This is a genomic window from Dietzia kunjamensis, from assembly GCF_045689975.1.
Classification (GTDB): Bacteria; Actinomycetota; Actinomycetes; order Mycobacteriales; family Mycobacteriaceae; genus Dietzia; species Dietzia kunjamensis.
Genome location: NZ_CP143297.1, coordinates 3169959 through 3194892, shown reverse-complemented (window position 1 = coordinate 3194892; position 24934 = coordinate 3169959). Strand labels below are relative to the sequence as shown.

Here is a 24934-nt window from a genome sequence, read left to right as displayed (position 1 = left end):
CGTGCCCGGATCAGCGGCGTGCGGCGTCCCAGCGGGCGAGCAGGTCGGCGGCCGCGGCCCGCGGGTCGGGGGCGGCCATGATCGACGAGACCACGCAGACCCCGTCCAGCTCGGTGGCGGCCAACCGCGCGACGGTCAGGGGCGTGACCCCGCCGATCCCCACCGCGCGGATGCCCGCGTCGGTCCCGCCGGTGACGCCCCCGGCTCGACGGTACGAGTGCGCGGCCCGGGCCAACCGGTCCGCACCCTCGGGACCGAGCGCGTCGGCGGTGTCGGTCTTGGTGGCCGTCGACCACACCGGGCTCACCCCGATCACGTCCGGTGCCGGTCCCGGCCCCGTCATCGCCGCGGCCAACTGCGCGTCCGACTCGATCGACAACCCCAGCATCAGCCCGTCCGGCAGCACCGCGCGGGCCGCAGCGAACGGCACGTCCCGCTGCCCGATGTGCAGGTGCAGTCCCAGCTCCCGCGCGACGTCGAGACGATCGTTGACGAACACCGGCACGTCACGGCCCGTCTCGGTGCACGCCCGCGCGACGGACTCGGCGACGGCGGCGGCGTGCGTGGCGAACTCGTCGTCGTCGCACTCCTTGTCCCGCACCTGGACCACACCCACCCCGCCCAGCACCGCCTCGCGGACGATCCCCGGCACCGCGTCGCGCCCGCCGCCCAGGTGGGGGTCGGTCACCAGGTAGAGCCGCCAGTCGACACCGGCGCCGCTCACGCCTCCGACACCGTGACCAGGCCCGCGATCTCCTCCGGGGTCAGCGTGTACAGGGCGTCGAGCCACGCCACGGCGAAGCTGCCCGGGCCCGCCGCGGTGCGCGCGGCGACCGTCCCCGCCGCGCCGGCGTGGGCGTGAGCGGCGACCACCGCGTCGTGGTCCGCGATCCCTGCCGACCGCGCCGCCCCGAGATAGGCCGCCGTGAGCGCCCCGAGGGCGCAGCCGGTGCCGATGACCTTCTGCAGCAGCGGGTGACCCGACTCGACCCACGTGGTGCGGGTGGGAGGCGCGGCCTCGCCGAGGTGGCCGGGGCGCTGGGTGACGACGAGGTCCCGCGGCCCCGTCACGGCGACCACGGCCCCCGACCGGGCCGAGAGGTCCCGGGCAGCGGACTCGGCGGCAAGGACATCCTCCGTGGAATCCACGCCCCGGCCGCCCGCTCCCGTGCCGGCGAGCGCGATGGTCTCCGACGCGTTCGCCCGGATCGCGGCGGGCCCGGCCTCGAGCCAGTCGGTGGCCAGCCCCGTCCGCAGGACCAGGCCGCCGACCGCCACCGGGTCCAGCACCCACGGGGTGCCGGCGGCGCGGGCGGAGGCGATCGCGGCGTGCATGCCCTCGACCTGCTCGGCCGTCGGGTTGCCGACGTTGATGAGCACGCCGGAGGCGATGGCGGCGAAATCGGAGGCCTCGTCGGGGTGGTCGACCATCGCGGGCGCCGCCCCGGCGGCGAGCAGCACGTCCGCGGTGATCTGCCGGACCACCGAGTTGGTCAGGCAGTGCACGAGCGGGCCGGTCTCGCGCATGACGGTCACGAGGCGGGCGAGGTCGACGGGACGGCCGGCGGGGCTGTCGGGGCTGTCGGTGGGGCGGTCAGCGGGGCGGTCAGCAGCGGGGGACATGCCCCCCAGTCTGCCGCCCCCGCCCGGGCGCCAACAGGAATAGCCTGCCGGGGGCCCGGGTTGCACGGGGCATGACCTCCCCCGAGACCAGCTCCCCCCAGTCCAGTACCGCCCTGCCTCTGTCCGTCATCGACTTCGCGACCGTCCGCCCCGGCCAGAGCATCGGGGAGGGACTGCAGGATTCGGTGGCGCTGGCGCAGAAGGCGGAGAAACTGGGCTACGAGCGGGTCTGGTACTCCGAGCACCACAACATGCCGTCCATCGCCTCCTCGGCGCCGGCGGTACTCATGGCGCACATCGCCACGCAAACGGAGCGGATCCGGCTCGGCTCCGGCGGCGTGATGCTGCCCAACCACTCGCCGATCGTGATCGCCGAGCAGTTCGGCACCCTCGCCGAGCTACACCCCGGACGCATCGACCTCGGCCTGGGGCGCGCCCCCGGCACCGACCCGCAGACCCTGCGTGCGCTGCGCCGCGAACCGTCGGCGGCGGAGAACTTCCCCGACGACGTCCGCGAACTGCAGGCGTTCCTCGGCGACTCGCCCTCCGACTTCGCCCGCACGCGCGGGATCGCGGCCATCCCCGGGCGGGGCACCAAGGTGCCGCTGTACATCCTCGGTTCGTCCCTGTTCGGCGCGCAGCTCGCCGCCGCCTACGGGCTGCCGTACGCGTTCGCCTCGCACTTCGCGCCCGACGCCCTCGAACAGGCCTCGCAGGTCTACCGCGAGCGCTTCCAGCCCAGCGAGCAGCTGGCTGAGCCGTACATGATCGCCGCCGTCAACGTGGTGGCCGACGACGACACCGAGCGGGCCGAACGCGAACTGCAGTGGTACCGCCGCCAGCGGGTCAAGCTCATGGCCGGCCGCGGACGCGAGTTCTCCGACGAGGAACTCGACATGATCATGGAGTCCGCCGGCGGTCGCCAGATCCTGCACATGATCCACTACACGGCGGTCGGCGACGGGCCGGCGGTGCGCGAGTACCTCACCGACTTCGCGCGCACGGCGGGGGCCGACGAACTGATGATCGCGCCGGTGGGATCGACGGTCGAGCGGATCCACGGCTCCCTGGAAGTGTTGCGGCGCGCCTGGAGTGACTGACGCCGGTCGGATCGGGTGCCCTTGATCACGAAAGCAGGGCTGCCGGACCCGCAGCCGTAGCCGTGGGTACCCGAACCGGCCTATCCTGGCTGTATGGCGATCTCCGATGTCGGCGAATACGCCCACCTCAGCTCCGACCAGATAGAGGAGCTCGGGCGGGAGCTCGATGCTATCCGCGCCGAGGTCATCGCCTCCCGCGGAGAACGCGACTACAGCTACATCCACAGCATCATCAAACTCCAGCGCGGCCTGGAGTTCGGTGCCCGCGCGCTGCTGTACTTCGGCGCCCGCAACCGCACTGTCTGGGCGCTCGGGACCGGCACCCTCGCCGTGGCCAAGATCCTCGAGAACATGGAACTCGGCCACAACATCATGCACGGCCAGTGGGACTGGATGAACGATCCGGAGATCCACTCGACCAACTGGGAATGGGACCTCGTCGGCAGCTCCGCCGACTGGAAGCACACCCACAACTACCTGCATCACAAGTACACCAACATCGTCGGCGTCGACGACGACGTCGGGTTCGGTGTCCTGCGCGTGACCCGCGACATCCCCTGGGAGCCCAGGTTCGCCGGGAACGTCCTCGTCAACGCGGTCCTGATGCTCGGCTTCGAGTGGGGGATCGGCCTGCAGGCGGTCGACACGTCCGACGCGTTCGACCCCGAGGCGTCCCCGGCCGACCGCCGCCGTGCCCGCGCGTTCCTGCGCAAGGCCGGCCAGCAGATCCTCAAGGACTACGTCCTCTTCCCGGTACTCGCCGGCCCGAGTGGCCGCCAGGCCCTCACCGCGACGATCACGGCCAACATCATCCGCAACATCTGGACCAACGCCGTGATCTTCTGCGGGCACTTCCCCGACGGCGCCGAGAAGTTCACCCTGTCGGACATCGAGACCGAGACGCAGGCGGAGTGGTACCTGCGGCAGATGCTCGGCAGCGCCAACCTCGACGGCGGCCCGGCGATGAACCTCATGTCCGGCAACCTGTCGTTCCAGATCGAGCACCACATGTTCCCGGACCTGCCGTCCAATCGGTACTCGGAGATCTCGCTCAAGGTCCGCGAGCTGTGCGACCGCTACGACCTGCCGTATGTCAGCGGGCCCCTGTGGAAGCAGTACCTGCAGTCGTGGCGCACCATCGCGCGGTTGTCACTGCCGGACCGTTTCCTCCGCCGCACCGCCGACGACGCCCCGGAGACCCGCAGCGAGAAGATGTTCGCCCTCGGGCCGCGCATGCCCGGCCTGGCCACCGCGCTGGACGGGGTCCGGAAGGGACGCGCCCACCAGAGCCGCTGACCCCCGGTGACAGAATGACCGCATGTCGCTGACGAACATGTTGGAGGCCGCTGCGCGCGGCGGGACCGTCGAGGTCGAGCAGGGGTGGACGCAGGGTAGGGCGATCTTCGGGGGCCTGACCGGCGCCCTGCTGCTGGCCGCCATGAAGGGGTGCCTGCGTAGGAGGGACACCGGAGACGGCTCGGCCCCCGTCGTCCACCCGCTGCGCTCGATGACCGTGTCGTTCATCGGCCCCGCGACGACCGGCCCCGTCGAGGTCGACGCCGAGATCCTGCGCGTGGGGTCCAACGTCGTCCAGTGCCAGGCGACCGTTCGGCAGGAGGGCGCGATCGTCGCGACCGCGCTGGCCGCGTTCGGCAAGCACCGGCAGTCGTCGATCTCGGTCGCGCCCGCCCATCCGATGCCGGCGCTGGGTGATCCGACGGCGATCGAGGCGTTCCCCTACATCGAGAAGCTGACGCCGGAGTTCTACCAGTTTGTCGAGCTGCGGCAGGTCGGTGGCCAGTTGCCGTTCTCCGGTTCCGAGACGGCCGACCTGTCCGGGTGGGCGTCACTGCGCGAGGCACCGGAGCGGTTCGAGGAGGAGCACCTGGTGGTGTTGGCCGACGCGTGGCCGCCGGCTCCCATCCAGATGCTCGACGGGTTCGCGCCCGGCAGCAGCCTGACGTGGACGCTGGAGCTGATCGCCGAGGTGGGCCCGGAGGCGTTCCCGGCCGAGTCGATCCTCGGCTACGCCGCCGCCACCGATGCCGCCCGTGACGGATACGCGCACACGCACGCGATGCTGTGGCGGCCGGACGGCGAGCTGGTGGCGATCAGCCGGCAGACGATCACAGTCTTCGGCTGACCGGCGCCCCAACGCCAGAATCCGCTACTCGAAATCCGGATCGGCTAGTCCGATTGGAGTAGCCGATCCGGATTTCGAGTAGCGGATTTCGGGTGGGGAGGGGAGGGGTGCCTCCCCTCGGGTCAGCCGGCGGTGCGGGTGGAGCGGCGACGCTGGTCGCTGCGGGGCCGCCCGGCCGCCTGGCCCACCGACTGCCGGGCGCCGGAGCCCTGGGTCGCGGAACCCTGGCCGGCCGAGCGCTGCCCGCCCGAGCCCCGGGTGCCGGAGCCCTGACGTGCGGAGCCCTGGCGGGGCGCACCGTGGGCGTCGGCGGTCTGGGGACGACGACGACGAGCGCCGCCGGTGCCGGAGCCCTGCTGGTCGCGGCCACCGCGCTCCGAACCACCGCGTTCTGAACCACCACGGCCGGCGCCGTCACGGCTCTGCCCGCCACCGCGGCTCTGCTCGCCGTCGCGCCCCTGACTGGCACCGCGGCCCTGACGCTGCTGGTTCTGGCTCTGACGGCCCTGGCCACGGCTGCGACGGGCCTGCCCGCGGACGGACTGGCCCTCGGCGCCGTCGTCGGACGGCACGTGCGCGGGCGGCTCCGGGGCGTCGGCCAACGCGACGGCGGCATCGGCGCCGATGGGCAGCTCGATCTCGCCGGCGGTGACCCCGGCCGCGCGCAGCAGCGACCGCACCTCGCGCACCTGGTCGGAGGTGGCGACGGTCACGACGGTGCCGATGGCGCCCGCGCGGGCGGTGCGGCCCGAACGGTGGACGTAGGCCTTGTGCTCGGCCGGCGGATCGGCGTGGACGACCAGCCCGACGTCGTCGACGTGGATGCCGCGGGCGGCGATGTCGGTGGCCACGAGCACGGTCGCGGCACCGGAGGAGAACGCGTCGAGGTTACGCACGCGGGCGTTCTGCGACAGGTTCCCGTGAAGGTCCACGCTCACGACTCCGCGGCCGGTGAGCTGCTTGGCCAGACGCTTGGCACCGTGCTTGGTGCGGGTGAACATCACGGTCCGCGGGTGCGCCACGGCGAGGTCGGCCAGGGCGCGGACGCGGTCGTCGGCGTCGACGCGCACCACGTGGTGGGCGGTCGGGCCGGAGGTGGCGGTGCCGTCGTCGACCGAGTGGTCCACGGGGTCGGTGAGGAATTTGGTCACCAGCTTCTGGACGCCGGAGTCCAGGGTCGCGGAGAACAGGAGTCGCTGCGCACCGGACGGGGTCGCCGCGAGGATCCGGGTGACGCCGGGCAGGAAGCCCAGGTCGGCCATGTGGTCGGCCTCGTCCAGCACGCTGATCTCGATCGAGTCCATGCGGCAGTGCTTCTGCCCCATGAGGTCCTCGAGACGACCCGGGCAGGCCACGACGATGTCGACGCCACGATTGAGCGCCTCGACCTGACGGCCCTGGGAGACGCCGCCGAAGATGACGGTGGTCTTCAGGCCCATCGAGTTCGCCAACGGCTCGAGGGTCTCGTTGATCTGCCGGGCGAGCTCACGGGTCGGCGCCAGGATCAGCCCACGCGGGGAGTTGCGGGCGCGGCGGCCGCCGGACGCGGCGAGGCGGGCGACCAGCGGGATGCAGAACGCGTAGGTCTTGCCGGAACCGGTGCGGCCGCGGCCCAGCACGTCACGGCCGGTCAGGGCGTCCGGCAGTGTGGCCGACTGGATGGGGGTGGGGGTGGTGATCCCCGCGCTGCCGAGAACGTCGAGCAGGGGGGAAGGAACGCCGAGATCGGCGAAAGAACGTGACAAGGGAGAAGGCTCCGTACATAGAGAATGGCGTCTTGCCCGGCGCGCTCGCGGGGAGTCGCATCCACTTCGATGAGCGATGCGCCCGGTGCGCGACCACGGGGAGGTCGACAACCGCACGGCCCGAGGCAAGAGTGGTGCGGGCCGTCCGAGGACCACCCTACGCGTAGCGGGCCCCACACCCCAGCCCCGCGGCCCGGGTGTGACGAGGGCATCACGATCGCCTCCCCGTGGTGGCACGATACGAGGCGTGCGAATAGACCTGTCCCTGCTGCGTCGACCGGAACTGGGGTCGGTGCTTCTCGGCCGGGAGGAGGAGTCCGCCCGCCTGCGCGCGTGGCGCGTCCGGATCCTGCTGCTCCTGACCCTGCTCGCCTCCAACCTGGTGGGCGTCGCGGTGGCCGTGGTGCTGGTCTTCTTCGTGCTGCCGGGCCCGGCGGTGCTGTCGCGGGAGTTCCTCGTCCCCTCGGTGATCGTGGTGCCCGTCTACGTGACGATGGCGGTCATCGTGGGCACGATCTGGGTCACCGGTGCGGTCTACCGCCGCGTCCGGTGGTTCCTCGACGGCCGCGAGCCCACCGACCGTGACCGCGCCCGGACCCTGCGCCTGCCCGCCCGCATCACCCTCATCCAGGCCTTCCTGTGGCTGCTCGGCGTCGCGGTCGTCACCCCCGCGTACGGCCTGGTCGACCCCACGTCGATCCCGGTGGTCGGGTTCACCATCTCCTTCGCCGGCATGGTCGTGTGCGGCGCCGCGTTCCTGCTCGCCGACTTCGGCCTGCGGCCCGTGGCGGCGGTCGCACTGTCCACGGGCCGCGCCCCGCGGGCCCGGTTCCTCGGCGCCATGACGCGGCTCCGGGTGGCGTGGGCCCTGGGTAGCGGGGTGCCCGTCACGGGCCTGATCATCGTCGCGATCTACACACTCGCGGGCCGCGCCCTGTCGCTGGAACGCCTCGCCGTCGTCGTCATCGTCCTGGGTGCCACGTCCCTCCTGGCCGGGTTCCTCCTCATCTCCCTCGCGACGGGGTCGATGATCGCCCCGCTGCGCAGCGTCCGGTGGGCGATGCAGGACATCAGCGACGGCACGCTCTCTCGGCGCGTGGTGGTCTACGACGCCACGGAGCTCGGTGAGCTGCAGCGCGGGTTCAACGAGATGGCCTCGGGGCTGCAGGAGCGCGAACGGCTGCGCGACCTGTTCGGTCGACACGTCGGGCGCGAGGTTGCCGAGGCCGCGGAGCTCGACGATCCGGAGCTGGGCGGGCGCGACTCGCGCGTGGGCGTGGTGTTCGTCGACCTCATCGGCTCGACCGAGATGGCCGTGCGGTCCGAGGCCGGCGAGGTGGTGGACGTGCTCAACCGGTTCTTCTCCGTGGTCGTGGAGACCGTGGAGGAGTACGACGGCATCGTCGACAGTTTCCTCGGCGATGCCGCGCTCGTCGTGTTCGGCGCGCCCCGGTCGATGGCGGACCCGGCGACCGCGACCCTGGCCTGCGCGCGGGTGCTGGCCGAGCGCCTGCCCGCGCGGGTGCCGGACTGCCGCGCCGGCATAGGGGCGTCCTACGGGGACGTCGTGGCCGGGTACGTGGGCTCGGACGACCGCTTCGAGTACACCGTCATCGGCGACGCCGTGAACGAGGCCTCGCGGCTGTGCGAGCTGGCCAAGGAGCAGCCCGGCCTGGTGCTGGCCTCCGGCGTGGCGGCCGACGCCGCCGCGGAGTCCGAGCGTGGCCGCTGGCAGGAGGTCGGGTCCGAGGTCGTGCGCGGCCGCACCGAGCCCACGAGACTGTGCGCGCCGGCGCCCGACTGACCACCCCTAGCGCAGCACCACGTCACGCCCGCCGAGCATCACCTCGAGGCCGTCGTCGACCACGCGCGCGTCCTCGATCACCACTCCCTCGGGCAGTGAGGCCATGGTCGTGTCGACGGTGCCGGTGATGCCGGAGAACAGCCCGTCCGGCAGCGGGAACCCCAGCAGCGAGGTCTGCTGCGGCGTGAGCGTGAGCTGCCCGTCGTTCACCCCGGGCTGCACCCCGATCTCCGCGATGCCGCCGATGTCGGCGCGCAGCAGTCCGGCCGGTGCGTCGGGGCGCACCGAGCGCACCTCCGTCATGCCCGCGATCGGCGAGCCCTCCGCTGGGTTGCCCTCCGCCGCGGCCGCCGCGAGCTGATCGGCGCTGAGTGTGGCGGTGCCGTCCGCGGACTCGGCGCGGATGCCACCGTCGACCTGCGAGACCGAGTAGCCGGTCACGTCGATCCGCGGCACGGTAGCGTCACCGGGGGAGGTCAGGCGGACCGTGCCCACGGCCTGCTGCGTGGCCAGGTCCCACAACACGGGACTGGTCCCGAACTCCACGGACACCGGCGCCCCGAGTTCCGCCGACGCCTCGCGCTCGGCCCGGTCCGACAGGTACCAGCGCGCGCCGAACTCCGCGGCCACCACCAGGCCCGCCAGAAGCAGGAGCAGCAGGACCAGCGAGCACCCGCACCCGCACCCACCGCGCCTATTGTCGCGACGCCCTCTGCGGTCCATCCGATCTCGTCTGCCCATGGGGGTATCGTGCCGGACCGGAGCAGCCGGGTCTACCGTCGCCGGACCGGTTGCGGCGCGGCGGGCAGGACCTCACGATCGGGATCATGACCGAGACACAGGATGCACTCACTGACACCCGTACCGTCGCCTTCCTCGTGGCCTCCGAGGGGATCGAGCGCGTCGAGCTCACCGAACCGTGGGACGCCGTCTCCGACGCCGGCTTCCGGCCGGTCCTCGTCAGCACGGAGGACGGCGAGGTCGGGCTGGTCGATCACCTCAGCCCGGCCGGCACCCGGCCCGTGGACCGCACGAGTGCGGACATCTCCGCAGCCGACGTGGACGTGCTCGTCCTGCCCGGCGGCGTCGCGAACCCGGACGCCCTGCGCGGGGACCAGCACGCGGTGACCCTCGTGCGCGAGATGGTCGAGGCTGGCAAGCCGGTGTTCGCGATCTGCCACGCGCCGTGGGTCCTCATCGAGGCGGACGTGGTGCGCGGCCGGAAGGTCACCTCCTTCCCGAGCCTGCGGACCGACCTGGTCAACGCTGGCGCGGAGTGGGTCGACTCCGAGCTCGTCAGCGACGACGGGGTCTTCACGAGCCGCCGGCCCGACGATCTCCCGGCCTTCTGCGAGGCGCTCGTCGGCGCCGCCCGGGGGTCGGCCTAGGGGCGACCGGGCGATGATCGGCGTGTACGTCCACAACCGTGGACGGGGGCACCTGCACCGGGTGCTGCCGGTCGTCGCCGCGCTCCGCGACCGGGGCGACGAGGTCACGATGCTCGTCACCGGCCCCTTCGACGACACCCAGCGTCCCCCCGGGACCCGCGTGGTCCACCTGCCGTCAGAGCCGGACGCACGGACCGGGCCCGCCGCCGCGCACGCGGCCGGACCGCCGGCGCGGGACGAGATCACCCTCGCCGCCCGTCGTGCCGCCGTGGCGTGGATGGACCGCGAACGCCCCCGCGCGCTGTGGGTCGACGGCTCCCCGGCGATGTCGCTGACCGCCCGCATGACCGGTACACCCATGGTGAGCACCCTGCCCCCGGGGGTGCGCGACGACGAACCGCATCTGCTGCGGTGCCGGGCGGCCGAGAGGCTCATCGCCGCCTGGCCGCCGGGCGTGCACCGCGAAACCGTGGCGCGGGCGGAGAAGCGGGTGAGCGAGATCGGGGGCGTCTCACGGTTCGAGCGACGCGGACGCGAGGAGCGGGCTCGTCGTCGCCCCCGTGTCGTCCACCTCAACGCCTCCGGCACCGGCGGTGACCACCGCTTCTGGCGCGCCGTGCGGACCACCGCGGCGGAGCTGGGCGTGACGGACTGGGTGGAACTGGGCGGGCCCGACGGCGAGTGGCACTCCGACCCCTGGCCCGTGCTGAGCTCTGCGGACGTCGTGGTGACCGGCGCGGGTCAGGCGTCCGTCGCCGACGCGGCCTGCGCCGATGTGCCGCTGGTCGTCGTCCCCGGGAAGCACGAGTACGGCGAACACGACGCCACCGCCGAGGCGCTCAGCTCCATCCCCGGCGCGTCGGTCCTGCGCTACGGCGACGGCCCGACGGCGGTCGCGCGCGAGGTGCGCGCACAGGTGGACCGCGCCCTCGACGGCGAGGCCGCCGGGATCCGGTCGTGGTGGGGGGTGGACGGGGCGGCACACCGCGCCGCGGAGGTCATCCGGGCGACGACGACGACGAAGTAGGCCCCTTTTCGGGTGATCCACGCCACCCGGACCACGCCTAGGCGTTTTCTCACGATGCCATCACGAAGGCTGATAACTGCTGCACACATGCCGTCCCCGGGGGCGATCCTTCATCTCACGACCCCGAAAGTGCGGCGCGACGTCCCCGGAACCCTGACAGTATTGCGGGACTCACTGCGAACGACGAACTTTCAGGGCTCGAGGCAGGGCACTTCGCGAGGCGCAGGGACGGAGGATGAATGCCGAGATACAGGAACCTCGAACCCACCTCGGACTTCTGGTCCTGGCGTGACAACGCCGCGTGCATCGGGCACGAAGACCTGTTCTACAGCCTGGAGGAGGAGTCGAAGGGGGAGCGGCGCAAGAAGGAGGAGCAGGCCAAGTCGGTCTGCGCCACGTGCCCGGTCTTCGATACCTGTCGGCAGTTCGCCCTCAATTCCGGTGAACTCTACGGAGTGTGGGGCGGACTCACCGAGGCCGAGAGGCACAGGATCTCCGGCCGCCACAGAACGGGCTGATCGCTCGGCTGGTGGGTCCTCGGCTGACGGTCCGGCGGTCCGGATCCTAGTTGTGATCCTGCGGGGTGGCCTCGTGCCCCCGGCGGCCGCCGGTCCGGTTGGCCTCCTTCATCTCCGCCTCGTGGACATGCCGTCGTCCTCCGGTGAGCTCGTCGCGCACCGCTCGGTCGAGGGTCCGGGCCGTGCTCCAGAACCCGTCGTCGAACTCCTCGACGATCTGGAACGTCCAGCGCCCGTGGAGGACGTTGACCCCCACCATCTCGTCGCGGATGCGCTCCGCCAGTTCGGGCCGACCGGACTGCGCCAGCTGGTCGGCGGCCTCCTGGAAGAGGATGTCCGCCCGGCCGATCAGCTGGTGCAGGTCGTACAGGTGCCCGCGGGCGCGCTCGATGTACTCCATCGCCTCGCCGACGGTGCCGGCCGCCTCGACCTCGGCGTCGGTCGCCCCCTCTGGCCGCCGATGCGCCTCGTCGACGCTCGGGGTCCGGTCTCCCTCTCCCGGGCCCGCCACGCTCAGACCGTCCGGGTCAGACGACGCAGCTGGTCGGGGCCTGTGTGGTGCTTGAGCGCGGTGACCAGGCCCGACCGCGGACCCACCGCGTCGTCGTAGGTCTTCGGCTCACCGGCGAACATCTTCTCCGAGCGGGTCTCCGGCGCGTCGTCCGTCGTGGCCTTGAGGAACCGGTTCGGCAGCGAGAGCTTGGCGATCGTGCGCCAGGACTGCCAGTACTGCTTGTACAGCGGTCCGGTGGTGTACGGCAGGTCCCACCGCCGGCAGACGTCCTGGACCTTCTCCGAAAGCTCCGCGTACCGGTTCGACGGGAGCGTCGGGAAGAGGTGGTGCTCGATCTGGAACGACAGGTTGCCGGACATGAAGTGCGTGAGCTTGCTGCCGGTGAAGTTCGCGGAGCCGAGCATCTGGCGCAGGTACCACTGCGCCTGCGTCTCGTTCTCCAGGTCCTCGAGCGTGAACTTGTCGGCGCCGTCCGGGAAGTGGCCACAGAAGATCACGGCGTTGGACCACAGGTTGCGGATGACGTTGGCGGTCATGTTGGCGCTCATGGTGGACTTCCAGTTGGGCCCCGACAGCAGCGGGAACCACACGTAGTCCTTGCCCACCTGGCGCCGGGCCTTGCGGAGGAACTGTCCGATCCGCTTCTTCTGCTCGTCCCACCCCGAGGAGTTGATCGTCCCCGGCGCGATCTCCAGGTGCTGGACGCCGACGCCCCACTGGAACGCGAACGCGAGCATCGTGTTCCACACCAGGTTGAGCGAGTTCGCCGGGTGCCACGGCTGGTCGCGCGTCACCCGCACCACGCCGTACCCGACATCGTCGTCCATGCCGACGATGTTGGTGTACTTGTGGTGGTGGTAGTTGTGGGTGGCCTTCCAGTGCTCGGACGTGCCCACGATGTCCCACTCCCAGGAACTGGAATGGATAACCGGGTCGTTCATCCAGTCCCACTGCCCGTGCATCACGTTGTGCCCGAGCTCCATGTTCTCGATGATCTTCCCGGCCGCCAGTAGTCCGGTGCCCACCAGCCACGCGGGTCGGTACCCGGAGAAGAGGAGGACGACCCGGCCGCCGGTCACCAGTCCGCGCTGCAGGCGGATGGTGTTCTGCACGTAGCGGCGGTCGTCGTCCCCGAGGGAGTCGACGACCTCCTGGCGGATCGCGTCCAGTTCCTCACCGATGGCATCGACGTCCTCGGCGGAGAGATGGGCGTATTCCCTTACATCAGATATCGCCATGTAAGAACGGTACGTAGCGGTCAGCGTCATGTCGACCGTTCCGGGAAACCCGAACTGCGGACAACTACTGCCGAGTTGACCGGCAAGCGTTCATCGGACGCTTATGATCCCACCATGGCTCTCGTCGAGATCTCAGGCGTCAATAAGCACTTCGGTGACTTCCACGCGCTCAAGGACATCAACCTGTCCATCGAGCAGGGGGAGGTCGTCGTGGTGATCGGCCCGTCGGGGTCCGGGAAGTCGACGTTGTGCCGCACGATCAACCGGCTCGAGACCTTCGAGAGCGGCTCCATCACCATCGACGGCAAGCCGCTGCCCGAGGAGGGCAAGGCGCTGGCGAGACTGCGGGCCGACGTCGGGATGGTGTTCCAGTCGTTCAACCTGTTCGCGCACAAGACGATCCTCGAGAACGTGACGCTGGGTCCCATCAAGGTCCGCAAACAGTCCAAGTCGGAGGCCGAGAAGCGCGCGATGGAACTGCTCGAACGGGTCGGTGTCCACGAGCAGTCGTCCAAGTACCCGGCGCAGCTGTCCGGCGGTCAGCAACAACGCGTGGCGATCGCCCGGTCGCTGGCGATGGACCCCAAGGTCATGCTCTTCGACGAGCCGACGTCCGCCCTGGACCCGGAGATGATCAACGAGGTCCTCGACGTGATGACGGGGCTGGCCAAGACCGGTATGACCATGGTCGTGGTGACCCACGAGATGGGCTTCGCCCGCAAGGCGGCCGACCGCGTGATCTTCATGGCGGACGGAGAGTTGGTCGAACAGGCCACCCCGGAGGAGTTCTTCACCAATCCGCAGAGCTCCCGGGCCAAGGACTTCCTGTCCAAGATCCTCACCAACTAGTCGGGCCCGTCCGCGGACCCGAACGAGACCCATCCACCCATCCCACGAGGAGAACCCATGAACATCCGACGGATCGGAGCGGCCACGGCGGCCGTCGCCCTGGCACTCGGCGTGAGCGCGTGCGGTAGCGACGATGGCGGCGGCGAGGACCAGCTCAAGGTCGGCATCAAGTTCGACCAGCCGGGACTCGGGCTGAAGGAGGGCAACGACTACACCGGCCTCGACGTCGACGTGGCGCGCTACATCGCCGACAAGCTCGGGACCCCCGAGGACGAGATCGAGTGGGTGCAGGCCCCCAGCGCCCAGCGCGAGACGCTGCTGGAGACCGGTCAGGTCGACATGATCGTGGCCACGTACTCCATCACCGACTCCCGCAAGGAGAAGGTCGGATTCGCCGGCCCGTACTTCATCGCCGGCCAGGACCTGCTGGTCCGCTCCGACGACGACTCGATCACCGGTCCCGATTCCCTCGACGGCAAGCGTCTGTGCTCGGTCACCGGGTCGACCTCGGCCCAGACGGTCAAGGAGCAGGTGCCGGGTGTGAACCTGCAGGAGTTCGGCACGTACTCGGAGTGTGTCTCGGCACTGGTGTCCGGCGCGGTCGACGCCCTGACCACCGACGACACGATTCTCGCGGGGTACGCCGCCCAGGACCAGTACCAGGGCCAGCTCGAGGTGGTCGGCGAGCCGTTCTCCGAGGAGCGGTACGGCGTCGGCATCGCCAAGGGCGACACGGAGATGTGCGAGCAGATCAACGAGGCCATCCGCGAGATGATCTCCGACGGCAGCTGGGACACCGCCGTCGAGGAGAACCTCGGCGCCGCCGGCTTCACCCCGGGCGAGGGCAACCCGCCCGAGCCGGAGGCCTGCGCCTGACCTGATCCGTCCCGGCCGGAGCGACACCCGCTCCGGCCGACCACCGCCTCCTCCCCGCGCCGACCCGTCGGCGCAGGGGGGAGGGCGGGCACCTCACCACGGAAGGTGGACCATGGGCGACATCTTCGCCGACTACGACGTCCTCGGGGCGGTCTGGGTGACGATCCAGCTGTCGGTCCTGGGCACCATCGGGGCCATGGTCCTGGGGACGATCATCGCCGTTCTGCGCGTGTCCCCGGTGGCCGTCCTGCGCGGCCTGGGCACCTCGTACGTCAACACGTTCCGGAACCTCCCCCTGACGCTGCTGATGGTCTTCAGCATCCTGGGGTTGTCCTTCATCCTCCAGCTGTCGGTCTCGGACGACTTCGCCCGCAACGCCTTCTGGTGGGCCGCGATCATGTTAGCCGTCTACCACGCCGCGTATGTCTGCGAGGCCCTGCGCTCCGGCGTGAACACCGTCCCGGTGGGGCAGGCGGAGGCCGCCCGCTCGATCGGTCTGGCCTTCGGCCAGTCCATGCGAGAGGTCATCCTCCCGCAGGCGTTCCGCGGGTCCATCGCCCCGCTGGGGTCGGTGGTCATCGCGCTGATCAAGAACTCCACCGTCGCGGCGGTCATCGGTGTCGGGGACTCCGCCGGCCTGCTCCAGGTCATCACGGAGAACGAGGGCGCGAGCTTGCTGACGTTCTTCTTCTTCGCCATGGTCTTCGTGGTCCTCACCCTCCCGATCGGACTGTGGACCACCTCCCTCTCCCGGAAGCTGTCGGTGAAGCGATGAGCACACAGGCGGTACTTTTCGACGTACCCGGCCCCAAGGCCCGGCTGCGGCACAGGATCCTCACCGCTGTCGGCGTGGTCCTCGTGGTCGCCATCGCCTACGTCATCTATCTCCAGTTCGAGAAGGCTGGCCAGCTCAAGGCCTTCATGTGGGAGCCGTTCGTCACCGACCCCGAGGTGTGGACGTCCTACCTCATCCCGGGACTCAAGGGGACGTTCACGGCGGCGGCGATCTCCATCGTGCTCGCCGTGGTCTTCGGGCTGCTCTTCGGCATGGGGCGGCTCTCGCCGTTCGCACCGTTGCGCTGGTTCTGCAGCGTGATCGTGGAGTTCTTCCGCTCCGTGCCCGTGCTGCTGATGATGGTCTTCGCCTACTTCGGCTACTTCGCCACCTCCAACATCGTGCCCAACCAGCACGCGCCGCTCGCCGCCGTCGTCACCGCGCTCACCCTCTACAACGGCGCGGTCATCGCCGAGCTCGTCCGCTCGGGTGTCCACGGGCTGCCCGCGGGGCAGTCCGAGGCGGGACTGGCCGTGGGCCTCACCCCGGGGCAGGTGCTGCGCTCGATCCAGCTCCCCCAGGCACTCACGGCGATGCTCCCGGCCCTCGTCGGCCAACTCGTCGTCGTCCTCAAGGACTCCGCACTGGGCTACGGCATCACCTACCTGGAGCTGCTCAACTGGTCCAAGACCCTGGGCTCGGCGTACGCGAACACCGTCCCCGCGTACATCGTGGCGGGCATCCTGTTCATCCTCGTCAACTACACGCTCACCAAGTTCGCCGTGTACCTCGAGGGCCGGATGAAGAAGCGCCGCGCGAAGGTCTGACCCGCACCCGCACCGACGGAGACCCGCACCCATACCGACGAAAAGGACGTTCCGCGCACATCGCCCGAGAGGGAGTGCGCGGAACGTCCTTTTCGATGCCCGGGGGCGTGGTCGATTCCGGGGGCGTGCTACTTCGGTGGCATCCGGATGCCGCCGTCGACGCGGATGGTCTCCGCGTTCATGTACGGGTTGGTGAGCAGCTCCATGACCATGGACGCCAGCTCGTCGCCCGAGCCGAGACGCTTCGGGAACAGGACATTCGAGCCGAGGTTGGCCTTGAACGCCTCCGAGTCCGGGCCCTCGCCGTAGATCGGGGTGTCGATGAGGCCGGGCGCCACGGTGTTGAGGCGGATGCCGGCGGCCGACAGGTCACGCGCGACGGGCAGGGTCAGGCCGACGATGCCGCCCTTCGAGGCGGAGTAGGCGGCCTGGCCGATCTGGCCGTCGAACGCGGCGACGGAGGCCATGTTGACGATGGCGCCCTTCTGGCCGTCCTCGTCGGCCTCCTGAGTGCTCATCTTGGTGGCGGCCAGCCGCAGCATGTCGAACGAGCCGATGAGGTTGATGTCGATGACCTTGCGGAACGAGTCGATGTCGAAGGCCGACGAGTACTCACCGTCGCGGCCGATGGTGCGCTGCGCCCAGCCGATGCCGGCCGAGTTGACGAGGTAGCGCAGCGGGCCGAGCTCGAGAGCGGCGGCGACGGCCTTCTCGTTCTGGTCGGTCTTGGTGACGTCGACGGAGACGAACACGCCTCCGACCTCGTTCGCCAGGGCCTCACCCTTCTCGGCATTGAGATCGGCGACGACGACCTTGGCGCCCTTGGCGGCGAGCTGACGGACGACGGCGGCGCCGATTCCCGACGCACCGCCCGTGACGATGGCACTTGCTCCAGATATATCCATGCCTGCACGGTAACAAGCACCGGCGCTGGATATGGGTACCTTCGCCGGGTCAGCGCGTATTCAGTCGCCGGTGCCCGGCACGACGACGTCCCATCGGATGCCGAACCGGTCGTGGACCTGCCCGTACCGGTCACCCCACGGGGCGACCTCGAACGGCATCGCCATCTCGCCACCGCTCGAGGTGACCTTGTCCAGGAACGCACGGGCCTCGTCCTCGGTGTCGAATCCCAGCAGGAACGAGTAGACGTCGCTGCGCGGCTGCGGGAGGCTCTCGCCCATGGCGTCACCGCCGGTCAGGCTGATCCCGGGGGCCTCGAGGGTCGCGTGGGCGACCGAACCGTGCGGTGGGTCGAACGGGAAGTCCTCCGTGGAGGGGAACTGGTCGTAGGTCATCACCTCGAGCTTCCCGCCGAAGAGTTCCTGGTAGTAGGGGAACGCCTCCGCCGCGTTGGCGGGAAAGGAGATGTAGGGGACGCAGGTCATGGCCATTGTCGGAGCCTCTCCTCGTGGGCGACCGCGTGCCGGTGCTACCCGGTATTCGCAACGCTAGACCCGTCTGCGGAACCGGTCACGTTAATTCTGGGCGCTGTCGCTGTCGCTGCCGCTGTCGCTGCCGCTGTCGCTGTCGCTGTCGCCGTTGCCGCCCGGCCCGGCCGGGGAGGGGCGCCGTCCGGACAGCGCGAGCAGTCGGGCCCGAGAATCCGCCCCGAGCGTCACGGGGCTCGCCTCGGCGAGCACGTCGAACGACCGCATCAACTCCACCACGCTCCTGGCGTGGTCGAGGGTCCAGGCGGCGAGGTCCTCCGCCTCCGTCGAGACCCACGTCCGCGGGTCGAGATCGTGGGCGTGGACCAGGAGTTCGAAGACGCGCAGGGCGAGGAGGTCGCGGACCGGGATCTCGGCGAGCCGGTGCTGGACGATCGCGTCCGCGTCCCGGGCCCGCGAGAGTTCTCTGCGCAGGCCCGCGGACGTGCGGTGCAGGGCGGGGACCGGCTTCTCACCGGCGTGGTCGGCGGTGCGGGTCCACTCGATCTCCGACTCCGGCAACCGAGAAAAGTAGGCGGCGTAGCGCAGTCCACCGCCCAGGACGTGGTTGGCGCAGTCGCGGCGGGTCCATCCCGGGCAGGCCTCGCAGTCACCTTCGAGTCCGCCGGCGAGAGCGCGGCCGAACAGGGTGGTGGCCCGGTCGAGGACCGCGAGGTCCTCCGGGCTCAGCGGGGTCGGGGTCACGGGCACCTCACCTCCAGGAATGTCTGGGCTTCACACTAGGTTGACTGGGACGGTGTGAACAGATCGCGCCAGCCCTTCAGCCGTGACGAGAAAGGACCGATACCCGCCATGAGCCCGCAGACCTCCGGTGCAGCAGAGACCCGGGAGTTCCAGGCCGAGACCCGGCAGCTGTTGGATCTGATGATCCACTCGATCTATTCGAATCCGGACACCTTCCTGCGCGAGGTCATCTCCAACTCGTCGGACGCGCTGGACAAGCTCCGGTTGGCCGCGCTGCAGGATTCCTCGCTCGGCGCGGACACCTCGGATCTGCACATCGAGCTGATCCCGGATGCCGGCGCCCGGACGCTGACGATCCGCGACAACGGCATCGGCATGTCCCGCGACGAGGTGGTGGACCTCATCGGCACGCTCGCCAGGTCGGGCACCGGGCAGATGCGGGAGGCACTCTCCGCGGCCCGGGCGGCCCAGGAGTCGGGTGAGGTCTCGGAGCAGGCCACCGCTGATCTGATCGGCCAGTTCGGCATCGGCTTCTACTCGACGTTCATGGTCGCGGACACGGTCACGCTGGTCACCCGCAAGGCGGGCGAGAGCGTCGGGACGCGCTGGACGTCGAGCGGGGAGGACACGTACACGATCGAGGACGCCCCGGACGCCCCCCAGGGCACCTCGGTGATCCTGCAGCTCAAGCCGGCCGGCGGGGACGCGGCGCTCCCGGACTACGCCGAGGAGCAGACCCTGCGCCGGGTGGTGCGCACGTACTCGGACTTCATCGCCTGGCCGATCCGCATGGACGTCGAGCGCCCGGCCCCGGAGCCGGAGTCGACGGACGGGGACGGCGAGGCCGAGGGGTCCGAGGCCGAGGGGTCCGCGGCCGGTGGCACCGTCACCGAGACGGAGACGCTCAACTCCCAGAAGGCGCTGTGGACCCGGCCCCGCTCGGAGGTCACCGACGAGGAGTACGCGGAGTTCTACCGCCACGTCTCGCACGCCTGGGACGAGCCGCTGGAGACCATCACGCTCAAGGCCGAGGGCACGTTCGAGTACCAGGCGCTGCTGTTCCTGCCCACGCAGCCGCCGTTCGACCTGTTCTCCCCGGACACCAAGCGCGGCGTCCAGCTCTACGTCCGTCGTGTGTTCATCATGGACGACTGCGAGGAGCTGGTCCCGCCGTTCCTGCGCTTCATCAAGGGCATCGTCGACGCCCAGGACCTGTCGCTCAACGTCTCCCGCGAGATCCTCCAGCAGGACCGCCAGATCCGGGCGATCCGCAAGCGCCTGGTCAAGCGGGTGCTGCAGACGATCGAGCAGATCAAGACCGACCGGCCGGAGGAGTTCCGGAGCTTCTGGGCCAACTTCGGCGCCGTCCTCAAGGAGGGCCTGATCGCGGACGTCGACGCCCGGGAGCAGTTGCTGGCCGTGAGCACGTTCGCCTCCACGCGTCCCGCCCAGGCGGGCGCCGGGGACGCCGGGTCCGGATCGGACGAGACCCCGCGCGACGACGAGCGTGACGACGACGAGGTGGGCACCACCATCGCCGAGTACGTCTCCCGGATGGCCGACGGGCAGGAGGAGATCTACTACCTCACCGGGGCGTCCCGCGCGGCGGTGGAGAACTCCCCGCACCTGGAGGCGTTCCGGGCCCGCGGCGTCGAGGTCCTCATCCTCACGGACCCGGTCGACGAGGTGTGGGTGGACGCGGTCGGCGAGGTCGACGGCAAGCGCCTGCGCTCGGTGGCCAAGGGCGACGTGGACCTGTCCGGCATCGGCTCGGAGTCGCAGGAGGGCGAGGACGCGCCCGACGCCGCCGAGTTCGCGGACCTGCTCACCTGGCTGGGCGAGGAGCTGTCGGACGAGGTCAAGCAGGTCCGCCTGTCGCACCGGCTCACGGAGTCGGCCGCCTGCATGGTGGGCGACGAGTTCGACATGACCCCGCAGCTCGAGGCGATGTACCGCGCCTCGGGCATGGAGCTGCCCACCAGCAAGCGGATTCTGGAGCTCAACCCCACGCACCCGCTGGTCACGCGGCTGCGCGAGCAGTACGCGTCGGATCCGGAGGCGCCCGGCCTCACCGACACCGCCCGGCTGCTCTCGGGTGCGGCCGTGCTCGCGGAGGGTGGCACGCTGTCCGATCCGGCCGCGTTCGCCAAGCTGCTGGTCGACCGGATCTGATCCGGCTCCGCCCCGGGCGGCGGCTACCCGACCATCAGTGTCCGGCCGCCGCCCAGGGCCCCGCAGGCCGCTCCGATCGCCGCCCCGAGCGCGGTCTCGGCAGGGGAGTGGTGACTGATCCGCACCCGTGCCCACGCCACCGCCGGCACCAGGACCAGCAGTCGCCGGTAGCGGGGTGAGAGTTCGCGGGCGAGTACCACGATCACCCCGGCGAGCACGGCGGTGTGGAACGAGACCTTGACCCGGAGCGTCGCGGCCCCGGTCACGCCCAGCGCCACCAGAGCCGCGCGGGTCATCTGTTGCAGCTCGTCGGGGGCGCCGCGGAGCCGCTGGGCCGCCAGGAGCGACGCCACCGACCCGGCGATCCCGGCGATCACCAGTGGCCGGTCCTCCCGCCGCGTGACGTGGTGATCGGACAGCGCCTTCCGCCGGACCCGCCAGGTGATCGCCGCCTGTGGCAGCAGGCCGAGGCCCGCGGCGGTCGCGAAGCCCCAGCCCGTCGAGCCGACCCGTCGGCCGAGGTGCACCGACCCGACGGTGAGCACCACCCACGGTGCGCAGACCTCCGTCAGAACCGTCGCCGGGAGCACGCCACGCGCCCGCCCATCCGACGCGACCGGGCCCCGGGCCGACGCACCGCTCTCGACCACCACGTTCTCCGCCACCCCCCGAAAATCCGCTATCCCGAATACGGATCCGCTGGTCGGATTGGAGTAGCGGATCCGGAGGGAGAGTAGCGGATCTGGCTGGTGCGGGGTGGTGCGGCGCGGGGTGGTGCGTGCGGTGCGGTGCGGGGTGGCGCGGGGCGGGGCGGATCGGAGTGCGAGGCGGGCCGGGCGCGGGGCGGGTCAGCGGGGCCGGATCTCGGCGAGGCACTGCTCGGCCAAGCTCAGGGTGGCTGCGTCGAACAGCAGCAGCGTGGCGGACTCCACCTCGGTGTCGATGCCGGCGAGAGTCCCGAGCGCGGTGCGGATCGCGTCCTCGCGCGGCCAGCCGTAGGCCCCGGCGGAGATGAGCGGGAAGGCCACCGTGCGGGCGCCGAGCTCATCGGCCACGGCGAGGGAATTGCGATAGCAGCCGGCCAGCAGCGCTCCGCCGCCGGTGCCGCCCGTGCCGCCCGTTGCTTCCGCGCCGCCGGTGCGTTCGTAGACCGGGCCCACGGTGTGGATGACCCAGCGGGCGGGGAGATCTCCGGCGCCGGTCGCGACGGCCTGTCCGGTCGGCAGCCCGTCGCGCAGGCGGCCCGCCCTCAGCTCCCGGCACTCGGCCAGGATCGTCGGCCCGCCCGCGCGGTGGATCGCCCCGTCCACACCGCCGCCCCCGAGCAGGGAACTGTTGGCCGCGTTGACCACCGCGTCGACGGCCATCCGGGTGATGTCGCCACGGCCCAGCTCGATCCGGGCGCGCCTCGTCGTCGTCATCCCGACACCCCGGGCGTCACGGCCTCGCGGGGTGACCTCCGGTGGGTGATCATCGGCGTCGGCGAGTCGTCGAGGCGGTCCATCAACCACATGATGGTCGCCACCTCGCCCACCCACGCCAGGCTCACGCACCAGCCGGCCAGGATGTCGCTCGGGAAGTGCACACCCAGGTACATGCGGGTGACGCCGATGGCCGGGACGTACCCCGCGGACCCGACGATCACCGGGTAACGCCACGCCGTTGGCCAGGCCAGGACGCAGGCGCACCCGGCCAACGCCGCGCTCGCCATGGCGTGACCGCTGGGGAACGAGTAGCTCTTCTCCTCCACGATGTGGGTGAAGAACGTGGGCCGACCCCGCCGGTACAGGGCCTTGAGCACCGAATTGATGATCGTCGACCCCACCAGGGACACCGTCAACAGTGCGGCGGGCCGGCGACTGCCCCGGACGGAGACCAGATACGCCGAGGTGGCCAGGGCGAACAACGGCACCGCAGTGACTCCGCCGAGTTCGGTGACGGCCCGGACGATGCGCGTGTTGCGCGGCGAATGGCGACTCTGCAGCCACAGCATGACGGGCCGGTCGAAGGGCAGGCCCGCATCGCCGCGGATGCGCTCGGCCAGCTCAACGAATCCGATCACCGGGGTCGCGAACCCGACGAACGCCACCCCGAAGATCGTCCACGTCCCGCGCGGCAGCGGCATCTCTCGCCGGTCGACGATGCTGCCCAGCACCCCGTCCGACGGGTACAGCTGCCGCAGGATGTCCCGAGCGGAGGTGAACGCTCGGGAGCGACGGGAGGTCGTCGTGCGCGACATGCCCCCACACTAGGCAGAGCGGCGGCCTTCCCGCCGGTGGATCGCCGCGAGGTCGGGTGCGGCGCGGTTAGGGTGGGCCGCAGGCGACCCGAGAGGCGGAGGACGAATGAGCCAGACCCGTGTGGAACATGACCTGCTCGGTACCAAGGAGGTCCCGGCGGAGGCGTATTACGGCATCCACACGGTCCGGGCCGTCGAGAACTTCCCGATCACCGCCACCACCATCAGCGACATCCCCGACTTCGTCCGCGGCATGGTCATGGTCAAGAAGGCCGCCGCGCTCGCGAACCTCGAGATGGGTGTCCTCGACGAGACGGTGGCGAAGGCGATCGTCGGGGCCTGTGACGAGATCCTGGTCGACGGGCGCTGCATGGACCAGTTCCCCTCCTGCCAGTTCCAGGGCGGCGCCGGCACCTCGGTGAACATGAACACCAACGAGGTCGTGGCCAACCTCGCCCTCGAGCGCCTCGGCCACCCCAGGGGCTCCTACGACATCGTCAGCCCCAACGACGACGTCAACCGTTCACAGTCCACCAACGACGCCTACCCGACCGGATTCCGCATCGCCCTGTGGCACGCGCTGGAGCGACTCGAGCCGGCGATCGTCGCCCTGCGGGAGGCCTGCTACGACAAGTCCGAGGAATTCCGCGAGGTCCTCAAGATGGGGCGCACGCAGCTGCAGGACGCGGTCCCCATGTCGATGGGCCAAGAGTTCGGCGGCTTCGCCGTGACGCTCGACGAGGAACTCCACGTCCTCGGCGCCGCGGCCCGGATGCTGCTCGACGTCAACCTCGGTGCGACCGCGATCGGCACCGGAGTCAACACCCCGCCCGACTATCGTCGCGCCGTCATCAAACATCTGCGGGCCGTCACCGGACTGCCGGTCACCGGCGCGATGAACCTCATCGAGGCCACCAGCGACACCGGCGACTACGTCAACGTCCACGCCGCCCTCAAGCGGACCGCGGTGAAGGTCTCCAAGATCTGCAACGACCTGCGGCTGCTGTCCTCGGGGCCGCGCGCCGGCTTCAACGAGATCAACCTGCCGGAGCTGCAGGCCGGGTCGTCGATCATGCCAGCCAAGGTCAACCCGGTGATCCCCGAGGTCGTCAACCAGGTGTGCTTCAAGGTGATCGGCAACGACGTCACCGTGACCATGGCCGCCGAGGCCGGTCAGCTCCAGCTCAACGTCATGGAGCCGGTGATCGCCCAGGCGATGTTCGAGTCGATCTCCCTGCTGACCAACGCCATCGAGACGCTGACCGAGAAGTGCGTGGAGGGGATCACCGCCAACGTCGAGGTGGCCCGCCAGAACGTGATGAACTCGATCGGGATCGTCACCTACCTCAACCCGATCATCGGCCACCACAACGGTGACCGGGTCGGCCGTGAGTGCGCCCGGTCGGGCCGCGGGGTCCGGGAAGTGGTGCTGGAGATGGGGCTGCTGTCGGCGGAGGAGCTCGATGACATCTTGTCGCCGTCCAACCTCCTGCGGCCGAAGTACAAGGGAAAAGGTGGTACACGGGACGTGGCACAACCCGGGCAGGATATGACCGGCCCCACGGCCTGAGTCGCCGGGTCGGAGTCGGACCAGGGCGGTCCGACTCCGACCCAGGTGAGCCGTGTCAGGGTGAGCCGTGTCAGGTGGTGGGCTCGCCGACGCGACCGATGCTGCTCACGGCGAGGTTCCCCAGCGAGCTGTCGAAACCGAACTGCTGGTCGATGAATGCGGACGAGCCCGAGATCGCGGCGTTGATGGCGGCGGACGAGCCGACGGTGAAGTCGAACTGGGCGAAGAAGTCGGCGATGGCCTTGATCATGAGTGCCTCCGGATGGATCGGTGGTCGCGCCGCGAACCGGGCGGCGGGACGTGAGCTGGCTTACACAGGTGATATCGGACCCGCCGCCCCGATCGTTAGCCGGGCAAACTGATGATTCCGGCCCGCGCGACCGCTACCGTC

Annotated in this window: 26 protein-coding genes; 13 read left to right on the top strand and 13 right to left on the bottom strand. The window is 70.5% G+C overall.

All coding sequences use genetic code 11. The features are described from left to right. Nucleotides 1-10 precede the first annotated feature (10 nt). Together thiE and thiM are read right to left on the bottom strand one after the other, a co-directional pair. Nucleotides 11-724 carry a thiamine phosphate synthase gene (gene thiE / locus VZF99_RS14975; protein ID WP_407335221.1) on the bottom strand — a complete coding sequence of 238 codons (714 nt, stop codon included), beginning with the start codon at nt 722-724 and terminating at the stop codon, nt 11-13. Continuing rightward, complete coding sequence (thiM, locus tag VZF99_RS14970; protein ID WP_372509942.1) at nt 721-1527, bottom strand: hydroxyethylthiazole kinase; 807 nt, start codon at nt 1525-1527, stop codon at nt 721-723. Before thiM ends, thiE begins: the two co-directional genes overlap by 4 nt. A gap of 167 nt (nt 1528-1694) precedes the next feature. Between thiM and VZF99_RS14965 the strand changes: the two genes are divergently transcribed. The 3 genes from VZF99_RS14965 (at nt 1695) to VZF99_RS14955 (ending at nt 4866) form a co-directional block, all read left to right on the top strand. After that, complete coding sequence (locus VZF99_RS14965; protein ID WP_407335220.1) at nt 1695-2723, top strand: LLM class flavin-dependent oxidoreductase; 1029 nt, start codon at nt 1695-1697, stop codon at nt 2721-2723. Between the two features lie 93 nt (nt 2724-2816). Next, nucleotides 2817-4019, top strand: a complete 1203-nt coding sequence (locus VZF99_RS14960; RefSeq protein ID WP_407335219.1) for a fatty acid desaturase family protein — start codon at nt 2817-2819, stop codon at nt 4017-4019. A gap of 22 nt (nt 4020-4041) precedes the next feature. Continuing rightward, nucleotides 4042-4866, top strand: coding sequence for a thioesterase family protein (locus VZF99_RS14955; protein ID WP_407335218.1), 825 nt, complete (start codon nt 4042-4044; stop codon nt 4864-4866). 122 nt (nt 4867-4988) lie between these two features. Here the strand turns inward: VZF99_RS14955 and VZF99_RS14950 are convergent, their stop codons facing one another. After that, nucleotides 4989-6611, bottom strand: coding sequence for a DEAD/DEAH box helicase (locus VZF99_RS14950; protein WP_407335217.1), 1623 nt, complete (start codon nt 6609-6611; stop codon nt 4989-4991). Nucleotides 6612-6858: 247 nt separating this feature from the next. Between VZF99_RS14950 and VZF99_RS14945 the strand changes: the two genes are divergently transcribed. Continuing rightward, nucleotides 6859-8415, top strand: a complete 1557-nt coding sequence (locus VZF99_RS14945; protein WP_227022203.1) for an adenylate/guanylate cyclase domain-containing protein — start codon at nt 6859-6861, stop codon at nt 8413-8415. Nucleotides 8416-8421: 6 nt separating this feature from the next. Here VZF99_RS14945 and VZF99_RS14940 read toward each other — a convergent pair whose 3' ends face one another. Continuing rightward, entirely contained in the window at nt 8422-9048 is a 627-nt protein-coding gene (locus VZF99_RS14940) for an LmeA family phospholipid-binding protein (RefSeq protein WP_407335216.1), read from the bottom strand. A 194-nt stretch (nt 9049-9242) separates the two neighbouring features. Between VZF99_RS14940 and VZF99_RS14935 the strand changes: the two genes are divergently transcribed. From VZF99_RS14935 to VZF99_RS14925, 3 genes are all read left to right on the top strand, one after another. Beyond that, the gene (locus tag VZF99_RS14935) at nt 9243-9803 is read left to right on the top strand and encodes a type 1 glutamine amidotransferase domain-containing protein (protein WP_067719144.1); all 561 of its coding nucleotides are present in this window, start codon (nt 9243-9245) and stop codon (nt 9801-9803) included. 13 nt (nt 9804-9816) lie between these two features. Then, complete coding sequence (locus VZF99_RS14930) at nt 9817-10830, top strand: hypothetical protein (RefSeq protein WP_407335215.1); 1014 nt, start codon at nt 9817-9819, stop codon at nt 10828-10830. Nucleotides 10831-11069: 239 nt separating this feature from the next. Beyond that, nucleotides 11070-11348, top strand: coding sequence for a WhiB family transcriptional regulator (locus VZF99_RS14925; protein WP_067718868.1), 279 nt, complete (start codon nt 11070-11072; stop codon nt 11346-11348). 46 nt (nt 11349-11394) lie between these two features. Here the strand turns inward: VZF99_RS14925 and VZF99_RS14920 are convergent, their stop codons facing one another. Both VZF99_RS14920 and VZF99_RS14915 read right to left on the bottom strand, forming a co-directional pair. Beyond that, on the bottom strand, nt 11395-11859 hold the full coding sequence (locus VZF99_RS14920) for a hypothetical protein (RefSeq protein WP_407335214.1): 465 nt from the start codon (nt 11857-11859) through the stop codon (nt 11395-11397). 2 nt (nt 11860-11861) lie between these two features. After that, a complete protein-coding gene (locus VZF99_RS14915; RefSeq protein WP_407335213.1) occupies nt 11862-13100 on the bottom strand; it encodes a fatty acid desaturase family protein in 1239 nt (412 codons plus the stop codon). Between the two features lie 114 nt (nt 13101-13214). Here VZF99_RS14915 and VZF99_RS14910 point away from each other — a divergent pair, with 114 nt between their 5' ends. The 4 genes from VZF99_RS14910 to VZF99_RS14895 all read left to right on the top strand — a co-directional run bounded on the left by VZF99_RS14910 (nt 13215) and on the right by VZF99_RS14895 (nt 16427). After that, a complete protein-coding gene (locus VZF99_RS14910; protein ID WP_069389523.1) occupies nt 13215-13949 on the top strand; it encodes an amino acid ABC transporter ATP-binding protein in 735 nt (244 codons plus the stop codon). Nucleotides 13950-14006: 57 nt separating this feature from the next. Continuing rightward, entirely contained in the window at nt 14007-14825 is an 819-nt protein-coding gene (locus VZF99_RS14905; protein ID WP_067718877.1) for a glutamate ABC transporter substrate-binding protein, read from the top strand. Nucleotides 14826-14937: 112 nt separating this feature from the next. Then, entirely contained in the window at nt 14938-15600 is a 663-nt protein-coding gene (locus VZF99_RS14900; protein WP_067718880.1) for an amino acid ABC transporter permease, read from the top strand. After that, nucleotides 15597-16427, top strand: a complete 831-nt coding sequence (locus VZF99_RS14895; protein WP_069389524.1) for an amino acid ABC transporter permease — start codon at nt 15597-15599, stop codon at nt 16425-16427. The genes VZF99_RS14900 and VZF99_RS14895 overlap by 4 nt, the downstream gene beginning before the upstream one ends. A 128-nt stretch (nt 16428-16555) precedes the next feature. Here VZF99_RS14895 and VZF99_RS14890 read toward each other — a convergent pair whose 3' ends face one another. The 3 genes from VZF99_RS14890 to VZF99_RS14880 form a co-directional block, all read right to left on the bottom strand. Further along, nucleotides 16556-17332 carry an SDR family NAD(P)-dependent oxidoreductase gene (locus VZF99_RS14890; RefSeq protein ID WP_120285400.1) on the bottom strand — a complete coding sequence of 259 codons (777 nt, stop codon included), beginning with the start codon at nt 17330-17332 and terminating at the stop codon, nt 16556-16558. A gap of 60 nt (nt 17333-17392) precedes the next feature. Beyond that, nucleotides 17393-17821, bottom strand: a complete 429-nt coding sequence (locus VZF99_RS14885; RefSeq protein ID WP_120285398.1) for a VOC family protein — start codon at nt 17819-17821, stop codon at nt 17393-17395. A gap of 84 nt (nt 17822-17905) precedes the next feature. After that, the gene (locus VZF99_RS14880; protein WP_407335212.1) at nt 17906-18562 is read right to left on the bottom strand and encodes a maleylpyruvate isomerase N-terminal domain-containing protein; all 657 of its coding nucleotides are present in this window, start codon (nt 18560-18562) and stop codon (nt 17906-17908) included. Between the two features lie 108 nt (nt 18563-18670). On the opposite strand from VZF99_RS14880, the gene htpG reads away from it, so the two are divergent. Next, on the top strand, nt 18671-20734 hold the full coding sequence (gene htpG / locus VZF99_RS14875) for a molecular chaperone HtpG (protein WP_407335211.1): 2064 nt from the start codon (nt 18671-18673) through the stop codon (nt 20732-20734). 23 nt (nt 20735-20757) lie between these two features. Here htpG and VZF99_RS14870 read toward each other — a convergent pair whose 3' ends face one another. The 3 genes from VZF99_RS14870 to VZF99_RS14860 form a co-directional block, all read right to left on the bottom strand. Further along, nucleotides 20758-21399, bottom strand: a complete 642-nt coding sequence (locus VZF99_RS14870) for a hypothetical protein (RefSeq protein ID WP_407335210.1) — start codon at nt 21397-21399, stop codon at nt 20758-20760. 183 nt (nt 21400-21582) lie between these two features. Continuing rightward, nucleotides 21583-22155 (bottom strand): O-acetyl-ADP-ribose deacetylase, encoded by a 573-nt coding sequence (locus VZF99_RS14865; RefSeq protein WP_407335209.1) that lies wholly within the window; start codon nt 22153-22155, stop codon nt 21583-21585. Further along, nucleotides 22152-22973: a phosphatase PAP2 family protein gene (locus tag VZF99_RS14860; protein ID WP_407335208.1), complete on the bottom strand. Its 822-nt coding sequence runs from the start codon at nt 22971-22973 to the stop codon at nt 22152-22154. The genes VZF99_RS14865 and VZF99_RS14860 overlap by 4 nt, the downstream gene beginning before the upstream one ends. A 106-nt stretch (nt 22974-23079) precedes the next feature. Here VZF99_RS14860 and aspA point away from each other — a divergent pair, with 106 nt between their 5' ends. Next, complete coding sequence (aspA, locus tag VZF99_RS14855) at nt 23080-24543, top strand: aspartate ammonia-lyase (RefSeq protein ID WP_120285390.1); 1464 nt, start codon at nt 23080-23082, stop codon at nt 24541-24543. 70 nt (nt 24544-24613) lie between these two features. Here the strand turns inward: aspA and VZF99_RS14850 are convergent, their stop codons facing one another. Then, a complete protein-coding gene (locus VZF99_RS14850) occupies nt 24614-24793 on the bottom strand; it encodes a hypothetical protein (protein WP_407335207.1) in 180 nt (59 codons plus the stop codon). Nucleotides 24794-24934 lie beyond the last annotated feature (141 nt).

Excerpts from the sequence above, each read along its gene's own strand:
- thiM (WP_372509942.1), bottom strand. The coding sequence starts at position 1,527 with ATGCGCGAGACCGGCCCGCTCGTGCACTGCCTGACCAACTCGGTGGTC.
- VZF99_RS14965 (WP_407335220.1), top strand. The coding sequence starts at position 1,695 with ATGACCTCCCCCGAGACCAGCTCCCCCCAGTCCAGTACCGCCCTGCCT.
- VZF99_RS14960 (WP_407335219.1), top strand. The coding sequence starts at position 2,817 with ATGGCGATCTCCGATGTCGGCGAATACGCCCACCTCAGCTCCGACCAG.
- VZF99_RS14955 (WP_407335218.1), top strand. The coding sequence starts at position 4,042 with ATGTCGCTGACGAACATGTTGGAGGCCGCTGCGCGCGGCGGGACCGTC.
- VZF99_RS14935 (WP_067719144.1), top strand. The coding sequence starts at position 9,243 with ATGACCGAGACACAGGATGCACTCACTGACACCCGTACCGTCGCCTTC.
- VZF99_RS14930 (WP_407335215.1), top strand. The coding sequence starts at position 9,817 with ATGATCGGCGTGTACGTCCACAACCGTGGACGGGGGCACCTGCACCGG.
- VZF99_RS14925 (WP_067718868.1), top strand. The coding sequence starts at position 11,070 with ATGCCGAGATACAGGAACCTCGAACCCACCTCGGACTTCTGGTCCTGG.
- VZF99_RS14915 (WP_407335213.1), bottom strand. The coding sequence starts at position 13,100 with ATGGCGATATCTGATGTAAGGGAATACGCCCATCTCTCCGCCGAGGAC.
- VZF99_RS14910 (WP_069389523.1), top strand. The coding sequence starts at position 13,215 with ATGGCTCTCGTCGAGATCTCAGGCGTCAATAAGCACTTCGGTGACTTC.
- VZF99_RS14905 (WP_067718877.1), top strand. The coding sequence starts at position 14,007 with ATGAACATCCGACGGATCGGAGCGGCCACGGCGGCCGTCGCCCTGGCA.
- VZF99_RS14900 (WP_067718880.1), top strand. The coding sequence starts at position 14,938 with ATGGGCGACATCTTCGCCGACTACGACGTCCTCGGGGCGGTCTGGGTG.
- VZF99_RS14895 (WP_069389524.1), top strand. The coding sequence starts at position 15,597 with ATGAGCACACAGGCGGTACTTTTCGACGTACCCGGCCCCAAGGCCCGG.
- VZF99_RS14890 (WP_120285400.1), bottom strand. The coding sequence starts at position 17,332 with ATGGATATATCTGGAGCAAGTGCCATCGTCACGGGCGGTGCGTCGGGA.
- VZF99_RS14885 (WP_120285398.1), bottom strand. The coding sequence starts at position 17,821 with ATGGCCATGACCTGCGTCCCCTACATCTCCTTTCCCGCCAACGCGGCG.
- htpG (WP_407335211.1), top strand. The coding sequence starts at position 18,671 with ATGAGCCCGCAGACCTCCGGTGCAGCAGAGACCCGGGAGTTCCAGGCC.
- VZF99_RS14865 (WP_407335209.1), bottom strand. The coding sequence starts at position 22,155 with ATGACGACGACGAGGCGCGCCCGGATCGAGCTGGGCCGTGGCGACATC.
- VZF99_RS14860 (WP_407335208.1), bottom strand. The coding sequence starts at position 22,973 with ATGTCGCGCACGACGACCTCCCGTCGCTCCCGAGCGTTCACCTCCGCT.
- aspA (WP_120285390.1), top strand. The coding sequence starts at position 23,080 with ATGAGCCAGACCCGTGTGGAACATGACCTGCTCGGTACCAAGGAGGTC.
- VZF99_RS14850 (WP_407335207.1), bottom strand. The coding sequence starts at position 24,793 with ATGATCAAGGCCATCGCCGACTTCTTCGCCCAGTTCGACTTCACCGTC.